The following is a 20,037-nucleotide window of genomic DNA, read 5'->3' on the forward strand; positions in this document are numbered from 1 at the left end:
GGGCGCGGGCGTGGGGGTGGGCACGGGTTCGGGCGTGGGCACGGGTTCGGGTGCGCCTGCGGGTACGGGTGAGGGTTCGGGTGCGGGTGAGGCGTGGGTGAGGGGCGCGTGAGGCGGCCCACCCTGCGGACGGGCGTCCGCTGGAAGATCAGTATCGCCATCACCGCCGTCGGTGCGCTGACCGTGATGGCGCTCAGCCTCGTCGTGCACAACGCGGCGCGCGTCTCGATGCTCGACAACGCGCGCGACCTCCAGCTCGACCGCGTGCTGTTCGCGCAGCGCATCTACGAGACGAGCAAGCAGACGCGGTTCGGCGCGAAGCTCAACGACCCGGCGCTGCCGGCCGATCTGAAGGCCAAGACGGACCGGGGCCGCAAGGCCACGTCCGTCCAGGAGCCGAAGGGCGGCGTGCCGGACATCTGGGCGGCCGTGCCGGTGGGCAACGGCGACATCCTGTCCCTGCACAGCACGTTCACCGACCGCAGCTCCAATGTGATCTCGGACCTGGACCGGGCCCTGGTCATCGGCTCTGTGGCGGTCGTGTTCGGTGGGTGCGCGCTCGGCATCCTGATCGGCGGGCAGATCTCGCGGCGGCTGCGGAAGGCCGCGGCGGCTGCGACGAAGGTGGCCGAGGGGCATACGGACGTACGCGTACGAGACGCGATCGGCGGGGTCGTACGCGACGAGACGGATGAGCTGGCGCGGGCGGTCGACGCGCTGACGGACGCATTGCAGGAGCGGCTGGAGGCGGAGCGCCGGGTCACGGCGGACATCGCGCACGAGTTGCGTACGCCGGTGACGGGGCTGCTGACGGCGGCCGAGCTGCTGCCGCCGGGGCGGCCGACGGAGCTCGTACGCAACCGGGCGCAGGCGATGCGGACGCTGGTGGAGGACGTACTGGAGGTCGCCCGGCTGGACAGCGCGTCCGAGCGGGCGGAGCTCCAGGAGATCGCGCTCGGCGAGTTCGTGAGCCGGCGGGTGGCGGTGCTGGATCCCGAGGTGACGGTACGGGTCGTCCACGAGTCGTGGGTGAACACGGATCCGCGCCGTCTTGAGCGGATCCTGGGGAATCTGCTGGGGAACGCGGCGAAGCACGGGGCGGGGCCGGTGGAGGTCACTGTGGAGGGCCGCGTGGTGCGCGTCCGCGACCACGGCCCCGGCTTCCCGGAGGCGTTGCTGCGGGAGGGGCCGAGCCGCTTCCGCACGGGCAGCAGCGACCGGGCGGGCCACGGCCACGGCCTGGGCCTGACGATCGCGGCGGGCCAGGCGCGGGTACTGGGCGCGCGCCTGACGTTCCGGAACGCGGCGGGTTCCCCCTCGACGCCGGGCGGAGCAATCGCGGTCCTCTGGCTCCCGGAGCACGCCCCTACGGCGACGGGGAGCTTCCCGGTTCTGCCGCCTCAGGGGTAGGGGCTGAGGTCGGGGCTGGGGTAGGGGTAGGGGCTGGGGGCGGTGCCGGTGGCGGGTGGCTCGGGTGCAGGGGGCGCAGCCCCCGCTCGGGGGTCGGGGCGCAGCCCCCTGTAATGCCCCCACCTCGGTAAACCCCACCCACCCAGGGGTGCAGGAGCGCGGCCCGCCGGGGCGCAGGGGGCGCAGCCCCCTGTAATGGCCACCCCGATAGACCCCGCCCACCCGGGAGCGCAGCCCCGCCAGGGGTGCAGGGGGCGGAGCCCCCGCTTGGGGGTCTGGGGGCGTAGCCCCCAGTAGACCTTCCTCCTCCCCCCCACCTCAGCCCACCACCCGGCCGCCCGCCCAGGGCTTTCGGGAAGGGGTGGGGTGGGGAATCAACCCCCGGGCACCACGAAGGCCCCCAGGGGACAGGGTCCGGGGGCCTTCGGGCTAAGGAGGGAGGGGGTCAGACGCGTTCGCGTACCGTCGGCGGCGCAGCCGTCTCCGTGTCGGTCGGAGCCGAGCCATCAGCCACCTCCGCCGGAGCGGGAGCCGAGGCGTCAGCCGGGGCCGTGCCAGGCGCCGCGTCCGGCTTCGGGCCCGCCCCCCGCAGCGGCACCTCCTTCACGAACAGCGAAGCCACCACCGCGCCGAGCGCGACCGCCGCACCCAGGACGAACGCCCCGTGCGTACCGGACGACACCGCGTGCTGGTACGCCTCCCGCAGCTGCACCGGCAGCTTCGCCAGGCTCGCCGCGTCGAGCTGGGCGGACTGCTGGGTGACCCCGGCCCCGCCCTGCGCGGTCATCCCGTCCTGGACCCGGCTGTTGAAGAGCGCGCCCATGATGGCCACGCCGAAGGAGGAGCCGAGCGTACGGGCCAGCGTGCTCGTGGAGGAGCCGACGCCGATGTCCTTCATCTCGACGCTGTTCTGCGCCACCAGCATCGTGATCTGGAGCAGGCAGCCCATGCCCGCGCCGAGGACCGCCATGTACAGGCCGGAGGTCAGCCGCGTGGTGCCCGTGTCCATCGTGGAGAGGAGGTAGAGGCCGGTGACCATGAGGATGCTGCCGACGATCGGGAACGCCTTGTAGCGGCCCGTGGAGGTCGTGACGCGGCCCGCGAAGAGGGAGACGACCGTCATCGACAGCAGCATCGGGAGCAGGAGCAGGCCCGAGTTGGTGGCCGAGGCGCCCTGTACCGACTGCTGGTAGAGGGGGAGGAAGAGGACCGCGCCGAACATCACGAAGCCCGTGATGAACGCGATCGCCGCCATCAGCGAGAAGTTGCGGCTGCGGAAGATGTGCAGCGGCACGATCGGCTCGGCCGCCTTCGTCTCGACGAAGAGGAAGCCGACCAGGGACGCGACGCCCAGCGCGATCAGCTCCATGATCCGGGCCGAGCCCCAGGCGTACTCCGTCCCGCCCCAAGTGGTGACCAGCACGATCGACGTGATGCCGATGGTCAGCAGCACCGTACCGAGGTAGTCGATCTTCGGCTTGGACTTCTTCTTCGGGAGGTGCAGGACGGCCGTGACCATCACGAGCGCGACCACGCCGAGCGGCAGGTTGATGTAGAAGGACCAGCGCCAGCCGAGGTGGTCGGTGATGGAGCCGCCGACCAGCGGGCCGCCGATCATGGCGATGCCCATGACACCGGCCATCATGCCCTGGTACTTGCCGCGCTCCCGGGGCGGGATCAGCTCACCGATGATCGCCATGACGCCGACGATCAGACCGCCCGCGCCCAGGCCCTGGATCGCCCGGAAGCCGATCAGCTGGCCCATGCCCTGGGCCATGCCGCTGAGCGCGGAGCCCGCCAGGAAGACGACTATGGAGCTGAGGAAGGCGCCCTTGCGGCCGTACATGTCGCCGAGCTTGCCCCAGATGGGCGTGGAGGCGGCGGTGGCCAGGGTGTACGCGGTGACCACCCAGGACAGATGGGCCATACCGCCCAGGTCACCGACGATGGTGGGCATCGCGGTGCCGACGATCATGTTGTCGAGCATCGCGAGGAGCATCGCGATCATCAGGGCCAGCAGGACCACTCGGACGCTGCGCTGCTTCGGCCCGGCCTCTGGAGCCGCGGCCGAACCGGCCTCCGGCTGAGTTTGTTGTGCCATCTCTCCCACTCCCTGCCCCACACTTACTTGCCGCCCGGCTAGTTACTACTACACTGGGGAAAGTAGACCCCCTACTAGCCGGGCGTCAAGTAAGTTTTCAGGAGAGCTCGATGGCCAGAGGCAACACCCGCCAGCGCATCCAGGATGTGGCCCTGGAGCTCTTCGGCGAGCAGGGGTACGAGAAGACCTCGCTGCGTGAGATCGCGGAGCGGCTCGACGTCACCAAGGCGGCGCTCTACTACCACTTCAAAACCAAGGAAGACATCCTGGTGAGCCTCTTTGAGGACCTCACCCGACCGATGGATGAACTTCTCGAATGGGGCAGGAAGCAGCCTCAGACCTTGGAATCCAAGATCGAGGTTCTGCGACGTTACAGCGACGCCCTGACCGACGCCGCCCCGCTCTTCCGCTTCATGCAGGAGAACCAGGCCACCGTCCGCGAGCTGTCCATCGGGGAGAACTTCAAGGACCGCGTCCTCGCGATGGTCGAACTGATCAAGGACCCGGGCGCGCCCCTGACCGACCAGATCCGCTGTTTCACGGCGCTCTTCTCCATGCACGTCGGCATGCACGCCCTCAAGGACCTCGAAGGCGACCCCGAGGAGAGGCGCAAGGCCATCCTCGAAGTCGCCATCGATCTTGTTACTCAGGCGCACAGCGGCGCGCGATAGTCCCTACGTCGCGGTCGTCAGACCGTGACGCCCGCCGTGCGGAGGAACGCGACCGGGTTCACGGCCGAGCCGTAGTTCGCCGTCGTACGGATCTCGAAGTGCAGGTGCGGGCCGCTGGAGTTGCCGGTGTTGCCGGAGAGCGCGATCCGCTGGTCGGTGGAGATCGTCTGCCCGATGTGGACGTCGATCCGCGACAGGTGCGCGTACTGGGAGTACGTGTTGTCGGCGTGCCGGATCACTATGGCGTTGCCGTACGCCGGGCCGTCGCCGCCGCCGCCCGGGCCCGCCTTGACGACGGTGCCCGCGTGCACGGCCTTGACCGGGGTGCCGATCGGCACCGCGAAGTCCTGGCCGGAGTGCTTGTGCGCCCACATCGAGCCGCCGGTGCCGAAGGTGGCGCTGAGCTTGTACGTGTCCACCGGGTCCACCCACGCCACGGCCTTCTTGGCCGCAGCCTTCTTGGCCACAGCCTTCTTGGCGTGCGTCGCCGCCTTGGCGTGCGTCGCCGCCTTGGCCTGCGCGTCGGCCTGCGCGGCGACGGAAGCGGCCGCACCGGCCAGCGCCGGGGCCCCCGCCTTGTCGGCGGCGACGGCTGTCCCGGCACCCAGCAGGGCCGTCGCTCCCAGGCCCGCGCCCACGGCGGCGGCGCAGAGACGGAGGACGGTCGGGCGGGGGGTGCGGGAAGCGGAGCGCTGGAACATGCGGGGACATCCTCCGGGTGGACGACAGGGGCGGGGCAGGAACAGGCCCGGCACACGAGTGGCGCGCCGGGCTGCATCCCTTGGTAACCCACACCCCCATCCCGCCACAAAACACCCATCTACTAATGAAAGCCGTATCGATCACCGGTGGAATTCGGCCCATGCATGGCTCATGCGCCGCTATCGGCGGTAGTAGGCCCCCGGGAGCCTGTGCCCCTTGTCACCGTGCGCCCCCTTTCGGCGGGACCCAAGTCCTTCCTTTTCGGGACCGAGGTCCCGTGTCCACGGCTACGCTGGCGCGTCGTGGAACCCGGACTCCTAACCGCCAAAGTCGCGTCCGCCGCCGTCACCCCACTGATCCGCAAGCTGTTCACCGCCGAACCGGCCGGCGCCGGCCTGGCCGACCAGCCGGTCCGGATCTCGTCGTACGTCTCCTTCCGGGGCGAGAAGCGCACGCTCGGCCAGACGGATCTGCGCGCCCTCGCCGCCAAGCTGGTCAGGGCCGCCCTGCGGTCCGGCGAGCGGCCGGTCCCGGCGGACGAGGAGCGGGCCGTGGCCGACGCCCTCGCCCGGACCCTCTACGCACTGGGCGAGCTCACCCTCAGCGACGCCGAGGCGGTCGCCCTGGGCCACCGGGAACTCGCCCGCGAGCTGAGCCGCGCGGGCGACCACCCCGAGCGCCACCTCTCCGCCGACGCCACCCACTTCTACGTGCGCCTGCTCGACACCGCCTGTCTGCACATCCTGAACTTCTTCACCCAGCGCTCCACCTTCGTGCCCGCCACCCTCGTCGAGCAGAGCCGTCGCCAGAGCGAACTCATCGCCCGTATGGACGAGTTGATCGCGCGGACGCCGCGCCCCGGCGCACAGGACGGGAAGTTCGAGGCGCGCTATCTGGCGCATCTGGCGAAGAAACACGGCAAGTTGACGATCTACGGCATCGACCTCGCCAACTCGCCGCGCAAGTGGCCCCTGGACACCGCGTATCTGAGGCTGGAGGTGGTGGGGCGCGCCGCCAGGCCGTGGCGCACGCGCGAGGAGCGCGCGCCGGTGCCGGGCGCCGTGAGCGCCGGGGAGGACTTCGCTCCCCGCCCCGCCGACCGTGTACTCGCCGACCACGAGCGCGTACTGCTGCGCGGTGAGGCCGGATCCGGCAAGACCACGCTCGTCCAGTGGCTCGCCCTGTCCGCCGCGCGCGACGACCTCGACCACTCGACCGCGTACCTCTACGACCGCATCCCCTACGTCCTGCCGCTGCGCACCCTCACCCGCCACGGCGCGCGGCTGCCCGCGCCCAAGGACTTCCTGGCCGCCGTCGGCTCCCCGCTGGCGGGCGAGCAGCCGCCCGGCTGGGAGTCCAGGGTCCTGGAGGAGGGGCGCGGCCTGATCCTGGTCGACGGCATCGACGAGATCCCGGACGCCGAACGCGCCCACGCCCGGGCGTGGCTGAGCGATCTGGTCGAGGCCTACCCCGGCAACCGCTGGCTGGTCACCTCGCGCCCCTCGGCGGTGGGTGAGGACTGGCTCGGCGAGGAGAGCTTCACCGAGCTCACGCTCTGCCCGATGGGCCCGGCGGACGTGGCCGCGTTCATCCGGCGCTGGCACACGGCGGCGCGGACCGGGGCGGACGACGACGGCGAGCTCACCGCGTACGAGAGCCAGCTCCTCGCAGCCGTGCGCGCCAAGCCGGACCTCGGGCGCCTGGCCACCAACCCGCTGATGTGCGGCCTGATCTGCGCCCTCCACCGCGACCGGCGCGGCTTCCTGCCGTACGGCCGCAAGGACCTGTACGACGCGGCGCTCTCCATGCTGCTGATCCGCCGCGACCGCGAGCGCGACATGCGGGTGCCCGAGCGCCGCCAGGAGCCGCAGATCCAGCTGCTCCAGCAGCTCGCGTACTGGCTGATCCGCAACGGCCGCACCGAGATGGACCGCACCCGCGCCGAGACGGTCATCGCGGAGCTGCTCCCCTCCGTACCGGAGCTGGCCGAGCTCGGCGACGCGCGGGCCGTCTTCGAGCACTTCCTGCACCGCAGCGGCCTGCTGCGCGAACCCGCCCCCGGGACCGTCGACTTCATCCACCGCACCTTCCAGGACTACCTGGGCGCGCGGGCCGCCGTGGAGGCCGGCGACCTCGGGCTGCTCGTCGCCCACTCCGCCGACGACCAGTGGGAGGACGTCATCCGCATGGCCGTCGCCCACGCGCGCCCGCGCGAGCGCGTGGAGCTGTTCGGGGAGCTCCTGAGGTACGGCGACGAACACGCCTCTCCGGGTGTGCGCACCCGCGTCCATCTGCTCGCGGCGACCGGCCTGGAGCACGCGCCCGAGCTCGCCTCGGAGGTGCGGGCGGAGGTCGAGCGGCGTACGGCCGCGCTGATCCCGCCGCGCGACCTGGTGGCCGCGCGGGCGCTCGCGGCGGCGGGTCCGATGATCCTCGACCTGCTGCCGGGCCCCGAGGGGCTGGACAAGTACACGGCCGAGCTGGCCGTCATCGCCGCCTCGCACGTGGAGTCGGAGCGCGCGATCGCCTTCCTGGCCCGCTTCGGCCACCACCCCTCACGGCAGGTGAGGGCCCAGCTCGTCTGGTCCTGGAGCCGGTTCGACACCCAGCAGTACGCGGACGAGGTCATCGCCGGGATCGACCCCGAGGACATCCTCTTCACGGTCACCTGCGACGAGCAGCTGCGCGCCCTGCGGGCACTCGGCACCCGGCCGCAGCTGGAGGCGCGCGGCGACGTCTCGGCCCAGGCGCTGAGCGCGTACGCGGCCGAGGCCTCGCTCACCCGGGTGCGGCTGCGGGAGAACCCGACCCTGGAGGACCTGTCCTTCCTGAGGGGACCGCACCCGCTCACGGACCTCGGCGTGGCCGACTGCCCCCGGCTGACCGACCTCGCGGGCCTGCGTGGCAAGCCGCTCACCGAACTCTCGCTGAGCGGAATCGGCAACGCGGACCTGAGCCCGCTCACCTCACTGCGCCACCTCCGCTCGCTCGGCCTGACCGGCGACCGGCTGAGCTGGTCGCCGGCCGCGCTCCCGGCGGCGGCCCCGCTGGAGTCGCTCGACATCAGCGGGTCGGCGGCGGGCGACCTGCGTGGCCTGGCCCGGTCCACCACGGCCCTGACCGGTCTCTACCTGGGGCCGTGGAGCAGCCCCGAGAGCGCCGAGGAGTGGGAGGAGGTGGCTCGTATCCCCCGGCTGCGCACCTTGCAGGTGACGGGCACATCACTGTCCGCCGCCCCCGCCGGGCTCGCCCTGCCGTCCGTGTTCCAGGTCTATCTGATCGACCAGGTGCCATCGGCCGCCCTCGCCCGGCTCGCGGACGTCTTCCCGCGCCTGCACGTCCTGAACCTCTGGGCGTACCAGCGGGAGTACGACGTGAGCCGGCTCGCGGCTCCGCCGACGCTGCTCCAGATCCACGTCCAGTCCAGCCATACGGTGACCGGAATGGACCGGCTTCCGGAGGGCGTCGAGGTGTTCGACGGCGGGGTGGCGCTGCCGTGAACGGCTTCCAGGGCTCCCGCCACGTCGTGGCCGTGTTCGGCGCCATGCAGGGCACGGGCGTACTGATCGGCCCCGGGCTGGTGCTGACCTGTGCGCACCTCGGGCTCGACGCCGTGCCGAGGGTCGCGCTGCCGGACGGGCCCGGGAAAAAGATCGCGTGCCATGTGGTCTGGCAGGACACCGATCTCGACGCCGCACTGCTGTGGTGCGGCCCGGGGCGGCGGCTGCACGATGCCGCCGGTGCCCGGCTCGGCGCGGTCGCCACCGAACGGCCGCTCCCCTACTGCGAGATCATCGGGTTCCCGGACGTCCAGCGGTACGACGGCGACCGGCTGGACCTCGACCAGTTCACCGGAACCGTGCTGCCGGTCGCGGGCCGCTTCCGTCAGACGCTGACCTTCGAGTTCGACCGCCCGCCCGCGAGGGAGCGGCGCGACGGCACCTCCCCGCTCGCCGGGCTCTCCGGCGCGCCCGTGTACGTGGGCGCGACGGTGGTCGGCCTGGTGAGGAAGGTGCCGAAGGGGCGCGGTCACCGGCGCGTGGAGTGCGTACCAGTAGCCGCACTCGCCGCGAACGAGGGCTTCCGCACCTGGTGCGCCGACTACAGCGCGCCCATGACGCCCCTGCCCGAGGTCACCGCCGAGTACGGGGACGACGTGGCGTACGAGGAGGAGTACGCGAAGGCCCTGCGCGCCCAGTACCGCCGCACCCGGATCTTCGGGCTCGACGAGCTGAACCGGCACGACGCGGAGTGGGACCTGGACACCGCGTATCTGAGTCTGGAGGCGCAGCCGAAGGGGCCCGGGGCGCCCGGCCTTCCCGATGCGGGGGCGCCCCAGCGCATCGACGCGCTGCTCGCCTGCCGCCCGCGCGTCCTGCTGCGGGGCGAGGCGGGCGCGGGCAAGACGACCCTCGTGTGGTGGCTGGCGGCGCACGCGGCGGCGGGCACGCTCGGGCCCCAACTGGCCGATCTGAACGGCCTGGTGCCGTTCGTCGTACCCCTGCGCACCCTCCGCGCCCAGGGCGGCGCCTACCCGCAGCCCGGCCGGCTCCCGTACGCGGCCCGCCTGATGATCGACGAGGCGCCGGACGGCTGGGCGGCGCGGGTCCTGGAGACCGGGCGGGCGATGCTGCTCGTGGACGGGCTCGACGAGGTCCCCCAGGAGGACCGCGAGGAGGCCCACCGATGGCTCTCGCTCCTCCTGGAGCGCTATCCGCAGGTGCGGTGCGTGGCGACCGTACGCCCGCTCGCGGTGGAGCCGGGGTGGCTGCGGCGCGCCGAGTTCGAGGAGCTGCGGCTGCTGCCGATGCGGGACGAGGACATCCAGGCGTTCGTGGCCGCCTGGCACCGGGCGGCCCGGCTGGACAGCGACCCGCACGAGCCGCTGGACGAGCTGGAGCGGGACCTGGCCCACCAGTTCCGCACCAACGCGGCACTGGCCGCGCTCGCGCGTACGCCCTTGCTCTGCGCGGTCATCTGCGCCCTGCACCGCCTGCGCCAGGGCTTCCTGCCGAAGACCCGCTGGGACCTGTACCAGTCGGCCCTGCGCATGCTCCTCGGCAACCGCGACGAGCGCCGCAAGGTGGGCGCGGCGGAACGGATCACCCTCACTGTGGAGGAGTCCACGCAGCTCCTCCAGCGGATCGCGGTGTGGCTGGTGCGGGAGGGGCAGACGGAGTTCACGGCGGAACAGGCCGAGCTGCAGATCCAGCGGGCCCTGCCGGGGATGCCGCGCGTACGGGAACAGGGCACCCCGGAGGCGGTCCTGCGCCACCTCCTCAACCGCAGCGGCCTGCTCCAGGAGCGCGGCCACGATGTCTACCAGTTCACACACCGCACGTTCCAGGACTTCCTGGCGGCGAAGGAGCTGGTGGAGGACGACCACATCAAGGAACTGGTCCGCCATGCGAGCGACGAACAGTGGCAGGACGTCATTCTGCTCGCGGCCGGGCATTGCGGGCGGAGTCAACTGCCTGGGCTGCTCAATGGATTGCTGAAGGCGAAGGGAAAACGAGCGTACGAAGCCCATGTACTGGCCGCGCTCTGCGCCCAGCACGCGGCGTGGCTCGATGAACAGACCAGCGAACGCGTGAAGCGGAGCATCGCGGCGCTGTTACCGCCGGTGAGTTCGCACACGATCGCCTTGCTGGCCCGTCTCGGCCCTGCTCTGCTGCCGCAGTTGCCCATGCCGGATGACAGCGGGGTCGATTCATCGGGGGCGCCCGGCATTACCGCGCTGATCAACAGGATTGGCGGGGCCGAAGCCATCCCCTATGCGCGCGCCTGGGCCTCTCACAGCCGTGCGGCGGCGTACGAGTTCGCGACCGCATGGGATCACTACCCCACCACCGCCTACGCGCGCGAGGTGCTCTCGCAGATCTCATGGCCGGGCATCACAGTGCGCGTCACATCGAAGGAACAGTTGGAAGAGCTTCGCGGTCTCCCCGCCGTCCAAGAGGTCGTCATCGTGGGGAACTTCACCGCCCAGGAGCTGACGGGCTCCCTGGGCAATTTGCCTCTGCGCTCCTTACGCCTGGCGTCCAACGGCGTCCTGTCCAGCCTTTCCTTCCTCCGTGGTGTCCATGGACTCCATCGGCTGGCCCTGGCCGACGATTGCCCCCAGCTCGAAGACTTCTCCGCTCTTACGGGGCTGACGGCCCTCAAATCCCTCAGTCTCGGCAGGATGAGAGGCCGCGGCCTGGCAGCGGTACCGGCGCATGCCGGAGTCACGAGCATGTACGTGGATGCGATGGCGGATGCGAGCGGGCTGGAGGAGTGGCGGGGACTGTCGCACTTGACGGTGTACCGGTCATCGGACCTGCGCGGTCTCCTGGCCCAGGTGGCGAGAATGCCGAGACTCACTTCCTTGGGCCTCCGGGGCAGCCGTCCCCGCGAACTCCTCGGCGGGCCGCCCTGCCCACAGATCCGCAAGGTCCACCTGAACGTGTTGAACGACGTCGGCGATTGCCGGCTACTCCCCCAAGTGTTTCCCTCGCTGGAGGCGCTGAGCCTCAATCTCCTCGCCAGACCGGAGCTGAGCCGTGAAGAGCGCAGGGACCTCCGCACACTGTCCGGAGTCGCCGTCACCGTGAATGGCCGCCCCCTCTGACCGTACGCACGAAAAAGGGGCTGCCCCGGCCCGTACGCAAAACCTCTGCATACAGCCGGGGCAGCCCCTCAAGGCGAGCCCGCGGAGGCTACGCCTCCTTGCTCAGGTTCGGGCCGGCGCCGCCTGCCGCCTGCTCGATCGGGGGGACGTCCGGCAGCGCGGACTTCTCCTCGCCGCGGAAGGTGAACTTCTTCGCCTCGCCCTCGCCCTCCGTGTCGACGACCACGATGTGGCCCGGGCGCAGCTCGCCGAAGAGGATCTTCTCCGAGAGGATGTCCTCGATCTCGCGCTGGATCGTCCGGCGCAGCGGGCGCGCACCCATGATCGGGTCGTAGCCCTTCTTCGCCAGGAGCGACTTCGCCTCCGCGCTGAGCTCGATGCCCATGTCGCGGTCCTTCAGGCGCTCGTCCACCTTGTCGACCATGAGGTCGACGATCTGGATGATGTCTTCCTCGGTGAGCTGGTGGAAGACCACCGTGTCGTCGACACGGTTCAGGAACTCGGGGCGGAAGTGCTGCTTCAGCTCCTCGTTGACCTTGGCCTTCATCCGCTCGTAGCCGGTCTTCACATCGCCCTGGGCGGCGAAGCCCAGGTTGAAGCCCTTGGAGATGTCCCGGGTGCCGAGGTTCGTGGTCATGATGATGACCGTGTTCTTGAAGTCGACGACCCGGCCCTGGGAGTCGGTCAGGCGACCGTCCTCCAGGATCTGGAGCAGGGAATTGAAGATGTCCGGGTGGGCCTTTTCGACCTCGTCGAAGAGGACGACGGAGAACGGCTTCCGGCGGACCTTCTCGGTCAGCTGGCCGCCCTCTTCGTAACCCACGTATCCGGGCGGGGAACCGAAGAGGCGCGAGACCGTGTGCTTCTCGCTGAACTCCGACATGTCGAGGGAGATCAGCGCGTCCTCGTCGCCGAAGAGGAATTCGGCGAGCGTCTTGGAGAGCTCGGTCTTACCGACGCCGGACGGGCCGGCGAAGATGAACGAGCCACCGGGGCGCTTCGGGTCCTTCAGACCCGCACGGGTGCGCCGGATCGCCTGGGAGAGCGCCTTGATGGCGTCCTTCTGGCCGATGACGCGCTTGTGGAGCTCGTCCTCCATGCGCAGCAGACGGGAGGACTCCTCCTCCGTCAGCTTGAAGACGGGAATGCCGGTCGCGGTCGCGAGGACCTCGGCGATGAGCTCGCCGTCGACCTCGGCGACGACGTCCATGTCGCCGGCCTTCCACTCCTTCTCGCGCTTGGCCTTCGCGGCGAGCAGCTGCTTCTCCTTGTCGCGGAGAGAGGCCGCCTTCTCGAAGTCCTGGGAGTCGATGGCCGACTCCTTGTCGCGGCGCACGCCCGCGATCTTCTCGTCGAACTCGCGGAGGTCCGGCGGCGCGGTCATCCGGCGGATGCGCATCCGGGAGCCGGCCTCGTCGATCAGGTCGATCGCCTTGTCCGGGAGGAAGCGGTCCGAGATGTACCGGTCGGCCAGCGTCGCGGCCTGGACCAGCGCCTCGTCCGTGATGGAGACCCGGTGGTGGGCCTCGTAACGGTCGCGCAGCCCCTTGAGGATCTCGATGGTGTGCGGCAGCGACGGCTCGGCGACCTGGATGGGCTGGAAGCGGCGCTCAAGGGCCGCGTCCTTCTCCAGGTGCTTGCGGTACTCGTCGAGCGTGGTGGCACCGATGGTCTGGAGTTCACCGCGGGCGAGCATCGGCTTCAGGATGCTGGCGGCGTCGATCGCGCCCTCGGCGGCGCCCGCACCCACCAGGGTGTGGAGCTCGTCGATGAACAGGATGATGTCGCCGCGGGTGCGGATCTCCTTGAGGACCTTCTTCAGGCGCTCCTCGAAGTCACCGCGGTAGCGGGAGCCGGCGACAAGCGCGCCCAGGTCCAGGGTGTAGAGGTGCTTGTCCTTGAGGGTCTCGGGCACCTCGCCCTTGACGATGGCCTGCGCCAGGCCCTCGACGACCGCCGTCTTGCCGACGCCGGGCTCGCCGATGAGCACCGGGTTGTTCTTGGTACGGCGGGACAGCACCTGCATGACCCGCTCGATCTCCTTCTCGCGCCCGATGACCGGGTCGAGCTTGGACTCACGAGCGGCCTGGGTGAGGTTCCGGCCGAACTGGTCGAGGACGAGGGAGGTCGAAGGCGTGCCCTCGGCCGGGCCGCCCGCGGTGGCGGCTTCCTTGCCCTGGTAGCCGGAGAGCAGCTGGATGACCTGCTGCCGGACCCGGTTGAGATCGGCGCCCAGCTTCACGAGGACCTGGGCGGCGACGCCCTCGCCCTCGCGGATCAGGCCGAGCAGGATGTGCTCGGTGCCGATGTAGTTGTGGCCGAGCTGGAGGGCCTCGCGGAGCGACAGCTCCAGGACCTTCTTGGCACGCGGAGTGAAGGGGATGTGACCGGACGGGGCCTGCTGGCCCTGGCCGATGATCTCCTCCACCTGCTGGCGGACCGCCTCAAGAGAAATCCCGAGGCTCTCCAGGGCCTTAGCGGCGACACCCTCACCCTCATGGATCAGGCCCAGGAGAATGTGCTCGGTGCCGATGTAGTTGTGGTTGAGCATCCGGGCTTCTTCCTGAGCCAGGACGACAACCCGCCGCGCGCGGTCGGTGAACCTCTCGAACATCGTTAATCGCTCCTCAGAGCGGTCGGGCAGTAAGGGGTCGGTCCCCTCCCTGTCCTTCCGCATGCTAGTCCCGTGGGACGGGACAGCTCATTCCAACTGCCGACATCCGACCCGATCACCCCCGCCCAGGCGGGGAAACTTGCTGCCGAACAGTCGACAACTGCTCCAACTCGATGGTGCGAGACGATGTTCCCGCAGGCCAAGCAGATACCCCTGTCTCCAGTACGCCGATGGCGAACGCGAGACGGCCCGGCGAGCTTCTCGCCCCTCCCCACTAGGAATGTCTTACCCGTAAGCACTGACAGTCCATGCGGCGCGCCCCGGTTCCCTCAGCTACGGGCGAACACACTTGCGCCGCCGAATGCTTCCGCGCACCCCCGATGCACCTACGGAACGCATCCGTCCGGAAACTCTGCGTAACTCCGGGGCGTTTCAGGAGTTGCTCCGGACATGGCCCTCACCGTGCCCTGCCCCCGCACCCCGCTCGGCCGCCCGCTCGTCCAGTGGTACGAGCGGGAGCTCGGCTGGGCCGTGGCGGCGGGACCGCCGGTGCGGCTCCTGACGGGGCTGCGCTTCGACGTGCTCGACCTCCCGGCGCCCGCCGGTGCCGCCCTGCTGAGACGGTACGGGCACACGGGCCCTGTCGCCCTCGTGGGGCGCCGGATGCGGCTCCTGGTGGCCGCGGGCAGCGCGGAGGAGCTGCCGGGGCTGCTCGACTGGCTGGAGTGGGGCGGGGTCGCCCTGGACCTGTCGGCCATCGGCGCCGGCGGCCGGATCACCGCTCCCGTACCGCCCGGCTGGAGCGTGCCGCCCGATCGGGACGGCTCGCGGGAGACCGCCGTGTGGCTGCGGCCTCCCGAGCCGGGGTGCGAGGTAGAGGCAACCCTTCCGGCTTTCACCGGATTCGCCGGACCGAAGGGCGACGGGGGCGGTGAGGGCACCCCCGACCTCGTCCGGCTGGTGGACGCGGCGGCGACGGAATGCCACCGGGCCCTGTTGTTCCCCACGAAATCGGTAACCGGCTCCGCGCATGCCCTGGAGAGGGCCGGCGCGAAGGGGTCGGCTAACGCGGGAACTCAGCCGTTGGCCTTCTCGTAGGCCTCGCGGATATCGGCCGGGACGCGTCCGCGGTCGTTCACGCTGTAGCCCTGCTCCTTGGCCCACTTGCGGATCTGGGCGGTGTCCTGGCCGCCGGTCGCGACAGCGCGGCTCTTGCCCCGGCCGCCGGCAGCGCGGCCACCGGTGCGCCGCCCGCTCTTCGTGTACGGGTCGAGCAGACCCCGCAGCTTGTCCGCGTTGGCGGTGGTGAGGTCGATCTCGTAGGTCTTGCCATCGAGAGCGAACGTCACGGTCTCGTCCGCCTCGCCGCCGTCGAGGTCATCGACAAGAAGGACCTGAACCTTCTGTGCCACCGGATTTCCTTTCATCGAAAATGCAGTACGCGGAAAGGAAACCGCTTTTGCCTGGAAAACACAAACCCCCGGCAGAGGTTCAGGGACCTTACAGAGCGGGAAACGTGCGCGATTCGGACATAGGGCTCTGCCGGGTTCCACCGGGTTCCCGCGATCACAGGTGCAGAAGCATCCGGCTGTTGCCCAAGGTGTTCGGCTTCACTCGTTCGAGACCCAGGAACTCGGCGACACCCTCGTCATACGAGCGCAGCAGCTCGCTGTAGACATCTGTGTCGACCGGAGTCTCCCCGATCTCGGTGAAGCCGTGCTTCGCGAAGAAGTCCACTTCGAAGGTGAGACAGAAAACCCTGCGGATCCCGAGCCAGCGGGCGGTCTGCAGCAGCTTGTCGAGCACCAGATGCCCCACTCCGGCGCCCTTGAACTCGCGGTCCACCGCGAGAGTGCGCACTTCGGCGAGGTCTTCCCACATCACGTGCAGCGCGCCGCAGCCGACCACCCGGGCATCGGAGTCGCGTTCCGCGACCCAGAACTCCTGGATGTCCTCGTAAAGCGTCACGGTCGCTTTGTCGAGCAGGATCCCCGCGCCGACGTACGCGTCGAGAAGGCGGCGGACCGCCGGGACATCGCTGGTCCTGGCCCGGCGGACGCTGACGGCATTTGCGGGGGCATAAGACATGACCGGACGCTATCGCCCCGTGCCGTCTCCGGTCCCATCGGGTTCTGCGGGTTCCGCGGGTTGTGCGCTCTCTTGCGGGGACTCGGCTTCCGTCGACCGTGGCGGATCGGCCGGATCCGCGTAGCCCTCGGGCGGTCCGACCATCCGTACGGCATCGCGCAGGGACTCGCGCTGCTCCGGAGACATCATGCCGAAGAAGGCGACCAGTGCGGCGGCCGGGTTGTCACTCTGCGACCACGCTTCGTTCATCAGTGCGGCCGCGTAGGCGGCCCGGGTGGAGACCGCGGTATATCGATAGGCGCGTCCGTCGACTTCCCGGCGCACCCAGCCCTTCTGATGGAGATTGTCCATTACGGTCATCACGGTCGTGTACGCGATGGACCGTTCCTGCTGAAGGTCTTCCAGTACTTCCCGGACGGTGACCGGACGGTTCCACTGCCAGACGCGCGTCATGACGGCGTCTTCCAGCTCTCCCAATTGGCGAGGCACATCTGCACCATAGTGGGAGATGTCGTGAATGGCTGGTTATTTACGGTGGTGAACAGCAAAAAGGGCGCGCGCCCTTGATAAGGGTCGCGCGCCCTTGACGCGTGAAACGCGCCGTGCGGCCGGGAGGGGCCGCAGGCCTTTCGCGGTCAGACCTGGCCGGTGCTCGGCCGCTGCTGTGCGGCCTCGGCGCGGGCGAGCGCGGCGTCCACGGCCGCGTCCTCCTTGCCCTTGTTGGGGCCGCCCTGGCTCTTGACGATCGTCACGATGAGCCCGATGAAGAAGACGGCCATCACCACGGGGGGAACGAGCGCGGAAACGTAGTCCATGCCGACCAGAGTAGCTACCCGGCGGCGCGGGCGGCGGACGGGGGCAGGGGCTTGCGGCGCGGCGGGAACACCTCGCCGGGGGTGGGGATGGGCCGGTCCGGGCGGGGCGCCTTGGGCTGCGGCGGGGCGGGCTCGGACGTGGGCTGGGGTCGGGGCTGCTTCGGATCCTGCGCGGCGGCGCGCCCGCCGGGCAGGGCGAGGAGCCGGGTGCGCGGTCCCGGGGCCACGGCGGCGAGCCGCGCCCGTACGGAGTGCTCGGACAGCCGTCGGCACCGTTCGAGCAGTGCGGCGGCCGCGGGCTGCGCGCGCAACCCGCGCAGCGCTGCCAGGTCGTCCGGGGTCGGGGCGTAACCGGCCGCCAGGGCGTCCTGGAGGAGCTCCAGATAGCCCGGGGCGGAGCCGGGCAGGGCAGTGCGGTAGCGGGCGAGATCGGCCAGCAGAAAGGCGCGCAGCCGGTTCGCCTCGCGCACGGCCTCGTCCACGGATCCGGCTAGCCGGAGGCAGTCCTGGACGTCCGTGTCCGCGAGGGGGGCAGGGTGGAGGGCGACGGCGAGGGCGCGTCGGAGCACACGCAGCTCGTCTGCGCTGAACACCATTCCGCCGCGGGATCCGTAAGGCGTGGGCATGAACCGACAATACGTCCTAAATGGACAAAATCCGTTTAATGGGGGGTGGTGGGCGCGTTGTGTCCGGGTGGGGGTCGAATTCCCCGCCCCGCCGTAACCCTCCGGGGGTGGGTGGGGGCTGAGGACGGTTTCCCGGGGGCGGGGCCTGCGGGGCCCCCGGGCGGGGCCTACGGGGCCCTGCACCCCATTGCGGGGCCTGCGGCCCCCGCACCCCGCTTACGGGGGACTCCGCCCCCGGTACCCCGCTGGGGCTGCGCCCCCGCCCCCGCTTCGGGGCTCCACCCCGGACCCCGCTCCTCAAACGCCGATGGGGCTGAATGTGCCCGGACCGCGCTCCTCGCACGCCGGTGGGGCTGAAATTCGGCCGAGCCCCCATTTGCCTCCAGGGGCGCGGGGAACTGCGCGACCAGCCACACACAGCCCGCAGACGAACACGGGGTTCCAGGGGTGCTGGGGCCGCAGGCCCCGCGAAGGGGTCCGGGGGGAGCTCCCGGGAAACCCCACCTCCGCCCCCTCCCACCCCCGGAGGCCACGCGGCGGAGCCTCATATGACAGCGGGAAGGAGCGGGGTGGGGCTGAGCTACATGCGGGAAATGTTGCGTTCGTACACCAGCCGCAAGCCGATCAGCGTCAGCCACGGCTCGTGTTCGTCGATCACATGCGCCTCGCCCAGGACCATCGGGGCCAGCCCGCCCGTGGCGATCACCGTGACGTCGGACGGGTCGCCGCCCGGGCCCACCAGCTCGCGGGCCATGCGGGTCACGACCCCGTCGACCTGCCCGGCGAACCCGTACACGATCCCCGCCTGCATCGCCTCGACCGTGTTCTTGCCGATCACCGCCCGCGGCCGGGCCAGTTCGATCTTGCGGAGCTGGGCGCCCTTGACCCCGAGGGCCTCGACCGAGATCTCGATGCCGGGGGCGATCACCCCGCCCGCGTACTCGCCGCGCGCGCTCACCGCGTCGAACGTCGTGGCCGTGCCGAAGTCGACGACGATCGCCGGGCCCCCGTACAGCTCGACCGCCGCGACCGCGTTGATGATGCGGTCCGCGCCGACCTCCTTGGGGTTGTCCATCAGGATCGGGACGCCGGTCTTGATGCCGGGCTCGACCAGGACCGCAGGGACGTCGCCGTAGTAGCGGCGGGTCACTTCGCGCAGCTCGTGCAGGACCGACGGCACCGTCGAGCAGATCGCGATGCCCTCGATGTTGTCGCCGAGCTCCGCCCCGAGCAGCGGGTGCATGCCCATCAGACCGTTGAGCAGGACCGCCATCTCGTCGGCGGTGCGGCGCGGGTCGGTGGAGATCCGCCAGTGCTCGACGACCTCCTCGCCGTCGAAGAGGCCGAGGACCGTTTGCGTGTTGCCTACGTCGATCGTCAGCAGCATCGGTTACGCCGCCTCGCGCAGATCGAGTCCGATGTCGAGGATCGGCGAGGAGTGGGTGAGCGCGCCGACCGCCAGGTAGTCGACACCCGTCGCCGCGTACTGCGCCGCGGTCTCCAGGGTGAGGCGGCCCGAGGACTCCAGGAACGCCCGGCCGGCCACGATCTCCACCGCGCGCGCGGTCTGCTCCGGCGTGAAGTTGTCCAGCAGGATCAGGTCGGCGCCCGCCTCCAGGACCTCGCCGACCTGGTCGAGCGTGTCGACCTCGACCTCGATCGCCACCTCCGGGAACATCTCCCGTACGGCCTTGAAGGCCTCGGCGACGCCGCCCGCGGCCACCACGTGGTTGTCCTTGACCAGCGCCGCGTCGGAGAGCGACATGCGGTGGTTGACGCCGCCGCCGCAGCGCACCGCGTACTTCTCCAGGGCGCGCAGCCCCGGCGTCGTCTTGCGGGTGTCGCGCACCTTCGCGCGCGTGCCCTCCAGGGCGTCCGCCCACGCGCGCGTGGCGGTCGCGATGCCGGACAGGCGGCACAGCAGGTTGAGCGCGCTGCGCTCGGCGGTGAGCAGGTCGCGGGTGCGCGTGGTGACGCTCAGCAGCTTCTGGCCCGCCTCCACCCGGTCGCCGTCCGCGACGTGCCGCTCGACCTCGAACTCCTCGGTGCACACGATCGACAGGATCGCCTCGGCGACCCGCAGGCCCGCGACCGTGCCGGCCTCGCGCGCGGTGAAGTCGCCGGTGGCGACGGCGTCCTCGGGGACGGTCGCGGCGGTCGTCACGTCCACGCCGCCGTCGAGGTCCTCCTCGATGGCGAGGTGCGCGATGTCCTCGACCTGTACGGGGTCCAGGCCCGCCTCGGCCAGCAGCGCGGCCAGCGTGGGGTCGAGGCCGCACTCGTACACGTCCTCGTCGCCGCAGCCGCAGTCGTCGCCGCAGCCTCCGCTCGCGGGGACGCCGATCTGGATCAGCGGTACGTCCACCGGCTCGGGACGGTGTTCGTCGGGGGTGCTCACGG

General features: G+C 70.7%; 15 protein-coding genes. 5 read left to right on the forward strand and 10 right to left on the reverse strand.

Annotated features, from left to right (window positions below; genetic code table 11):
* Positions 1-108 precede the first annotated feature (108 nt).
* Positions 109-1,410 (forward strand): two-component system sensor histidine kinase CseC, encoded by a 1,302-nt coding sequence (gene cseC, locus ACZ499_RS22785; protein ID WP_385545208.1) that lies wholly within the window; start codon positions 109-111, stop codon positions 1,408-1,410.
* A 445-nt stretch (positions 1,411-1,855) separates the two neighbouring features.
* Here the strand turns inward: cseC and ACZ499_RS22790 are convergent, their stop codons facing one another.
* Positions 1,856-3,511, reverse strand: a complete 1,656-nt coding sequence (locus tag ACZ499_RS22790; protein WP_468677462.1) for an MDR family MFS transporter — start codon at positions 3,509-3,511, stop codon at positions 1,856-1,858.
* Positions 3,512-3,621: 110 nt separating this feature from the next.
* Between ACZ499_RS22790 and ACZ499_RS22795 the strand changes: the two genes are divergently transcribed.
* The gene (locus ACZ499_RS22795) at positions 3,622-4,182 is read left to right on the forward strand and encodes a TetR/AcrR family transcriptional regulator (RefSeq protein WP_385545202.1); all 561 of its coding nucleotides are present in this window, start codon (positions 3,622-3,624) and stop codon (positions 4,180-4,182) included.
* Positions 4,183-4,199: 17 nt separating this feature from the next.
* Here the strand turns inward: ACZ499_RS22795 and ACZ499_RS22800 are convergent, their stop codons facing one another.
* Entirely contained in the window at positions 4,200-4,883 is a 684-nt protein-coding gene (locus ACZ499_RS22800) for a M23 family metallopeptidase (protein ID WP_468677465.1), read from the reverse strand.
* Positions 4,884-5,186: 303 nt separating this feature from the next.
* Between ACZ499_RS22800 and ACZ499_RS22805 the strand changes: the two genes are divergently transcribed.
* Together ACZ499_RS22805 and ACZ499_RS22810 are read left to right on the forward strand one after the other, a co-directional pair.
* Positions 5,187-8,384, forward strand: a complete 3,198-nt coding sequence (locus ACZ499_RS22805) for an NACHT domain-containing protein (protein WP_468677467.1) — start codon at positions 5,187-5,189, stop codon at positions 8,382-8,384.
* Complete coding sequence (locus tag ACZ499_RS22810) at positions 8,381-11,494, forward strand: NACHT domain-containing protein (protein ID WP_468677468.1); 3,114 nt, start codon at positions 8,381-8,383, stop codon at positions 11,492-11,494. The genes ACZ499_RS22805 and ACZ499_RS22810 overlap by 4 nt, the downstream gene beginning before the upstream one ends.
* Before the next feature lie 88 nt (positions 11,495-11,582).
* Here the strand turns inward: ACZ499_RS22810 and ACZ499_RS22815 are convergent, their stop codons facing one another.
* On the reverse strand, positions 11,583-14,108 hold the full coding sequence (locus ACZ499_RS22815; RefSeq protein ID WP_468412805.1) for an ATP-dependent Clp protease ATP-binding subunit: 2,526 nt from the start codon (positions 14,106-14,108) through the stop codon (positions 11,583-11,585).
* Positions 14,109-14,558: 450 nt separating this feature from the next.
* On the opposite strand from ACZ499_RS22815, the gene ACZ499_RS22820 reads away from it, so the two are divergent.
* Positions 14,559-15,206 carry an SCO3374 family protein gene (locus ACZ499_RS22820; RefSeq protein ID WP_468677470.1) on the forward strand — a complete coding sequence of 216 codons (648 nt, stop codon included), beginning with the start codon at positions 14,559-14,561 and terminating at the stop codon, positions 15,204-15,206.
* On the opposite strand, the gene ACZ499_RS22825 is transcribed toward ACZ499_RS22820, so the two are convergent.
* The 7 genes from ACZ499_RS22825 to nadC form a co-directional block, all read right to left on the reverse strand.
* Positions 15,185-15,520, reverse strand: coding sequence for a histone-like nucleoid-structuring protein Lsr2 (locus ACZ499_RS22825; RefSeq protein WP_371654002.1), 336 nt, complete (start codon positions 15,518-15,520; stop codon positions 15,185-15,187). The two genes, ACZ499_RS22820 and ACZ499_RS22825, sit on opposite strands and share 22 nt — an antisense overlap.
* Positions 15,521-15,674: 154 nt before the next feature.
* Positions 15,675-16,196, reverse strand: a complete 522-nt coding sequence (locus tag ACZ499_RS22830; protein ID WP_371654001.1) for an amino-acid N-acetyltransferase — start codon at positions 16,194-16,196, stop codon at positions 15,675-15,677.
* A gap of 9 nt (positions 16,197-16,205) precedes the next feature.
* On the reverse strand, positions 16,206-16,685 hold the full coding sequence (locus ACZ499_RS22835; protein WP_468677471.1) for a BlaI/MecI/CopY family transcriptional regulator: 480 nt from the start codon (positions 16,683-16,685) through the stop codon (positions 16,206-16,208).
* A 146-nt stretch (positions 16,686-16,831) separates the two neighbouring features.
* On the reverse strand, positions 16,832-17,011 hold the full coding sequence (locus ACZ499_RS22840) for a hypothetical protein (RefSeq protein WP_468677472.1): 180 nt from the start codon (positions 17,009-17,011) through the stop codon (positions 16,832-16,834).
* Positions 17,012-17,025: 14 nt separating this feature from the next.
* Complete coding sequence (locus ACZ499_RS22845) at positions 17,026-17,607, reverse strand: hypothetical protein (RefSeq protein ID WP_468677473.1); 582 nt, start codon at positions 17,605-17,607, stop codon at positions 17,026-17,028.
* Between the two features lie 610 nt (positions 17,608-18,217).
* Positions 18,218-19,024, reverse strand: a complete 807-nt coding sequence (locus tag ACZ499_RS22850; RefSeq protein ID WP_468412814.1) for a type III pantothenate kinase — start codon at positions 19,022-19,024, stop codon at positions 18,218-18,220.
* A 3-nt stretch (positions 19,025-19,027) separates the two neighbouring features.
* Complete coding sequence (gene nadC / locus ACZ499_RS22855; protein WP_468677474.1) at positions 19,028-20,035, reverse strand: carboxylating nicotinate-nucleotide diphosphorylase; 1,008 nt, start codon at positions 20,033-20,035, stop codon at positions 19,028-19,030.
* Positions 20,036-20,037 lie beyond the last annotated feature (2 nt).

The organism is Streptomyces sp. NPDC031265 (genome assembly GCF_055570295.1).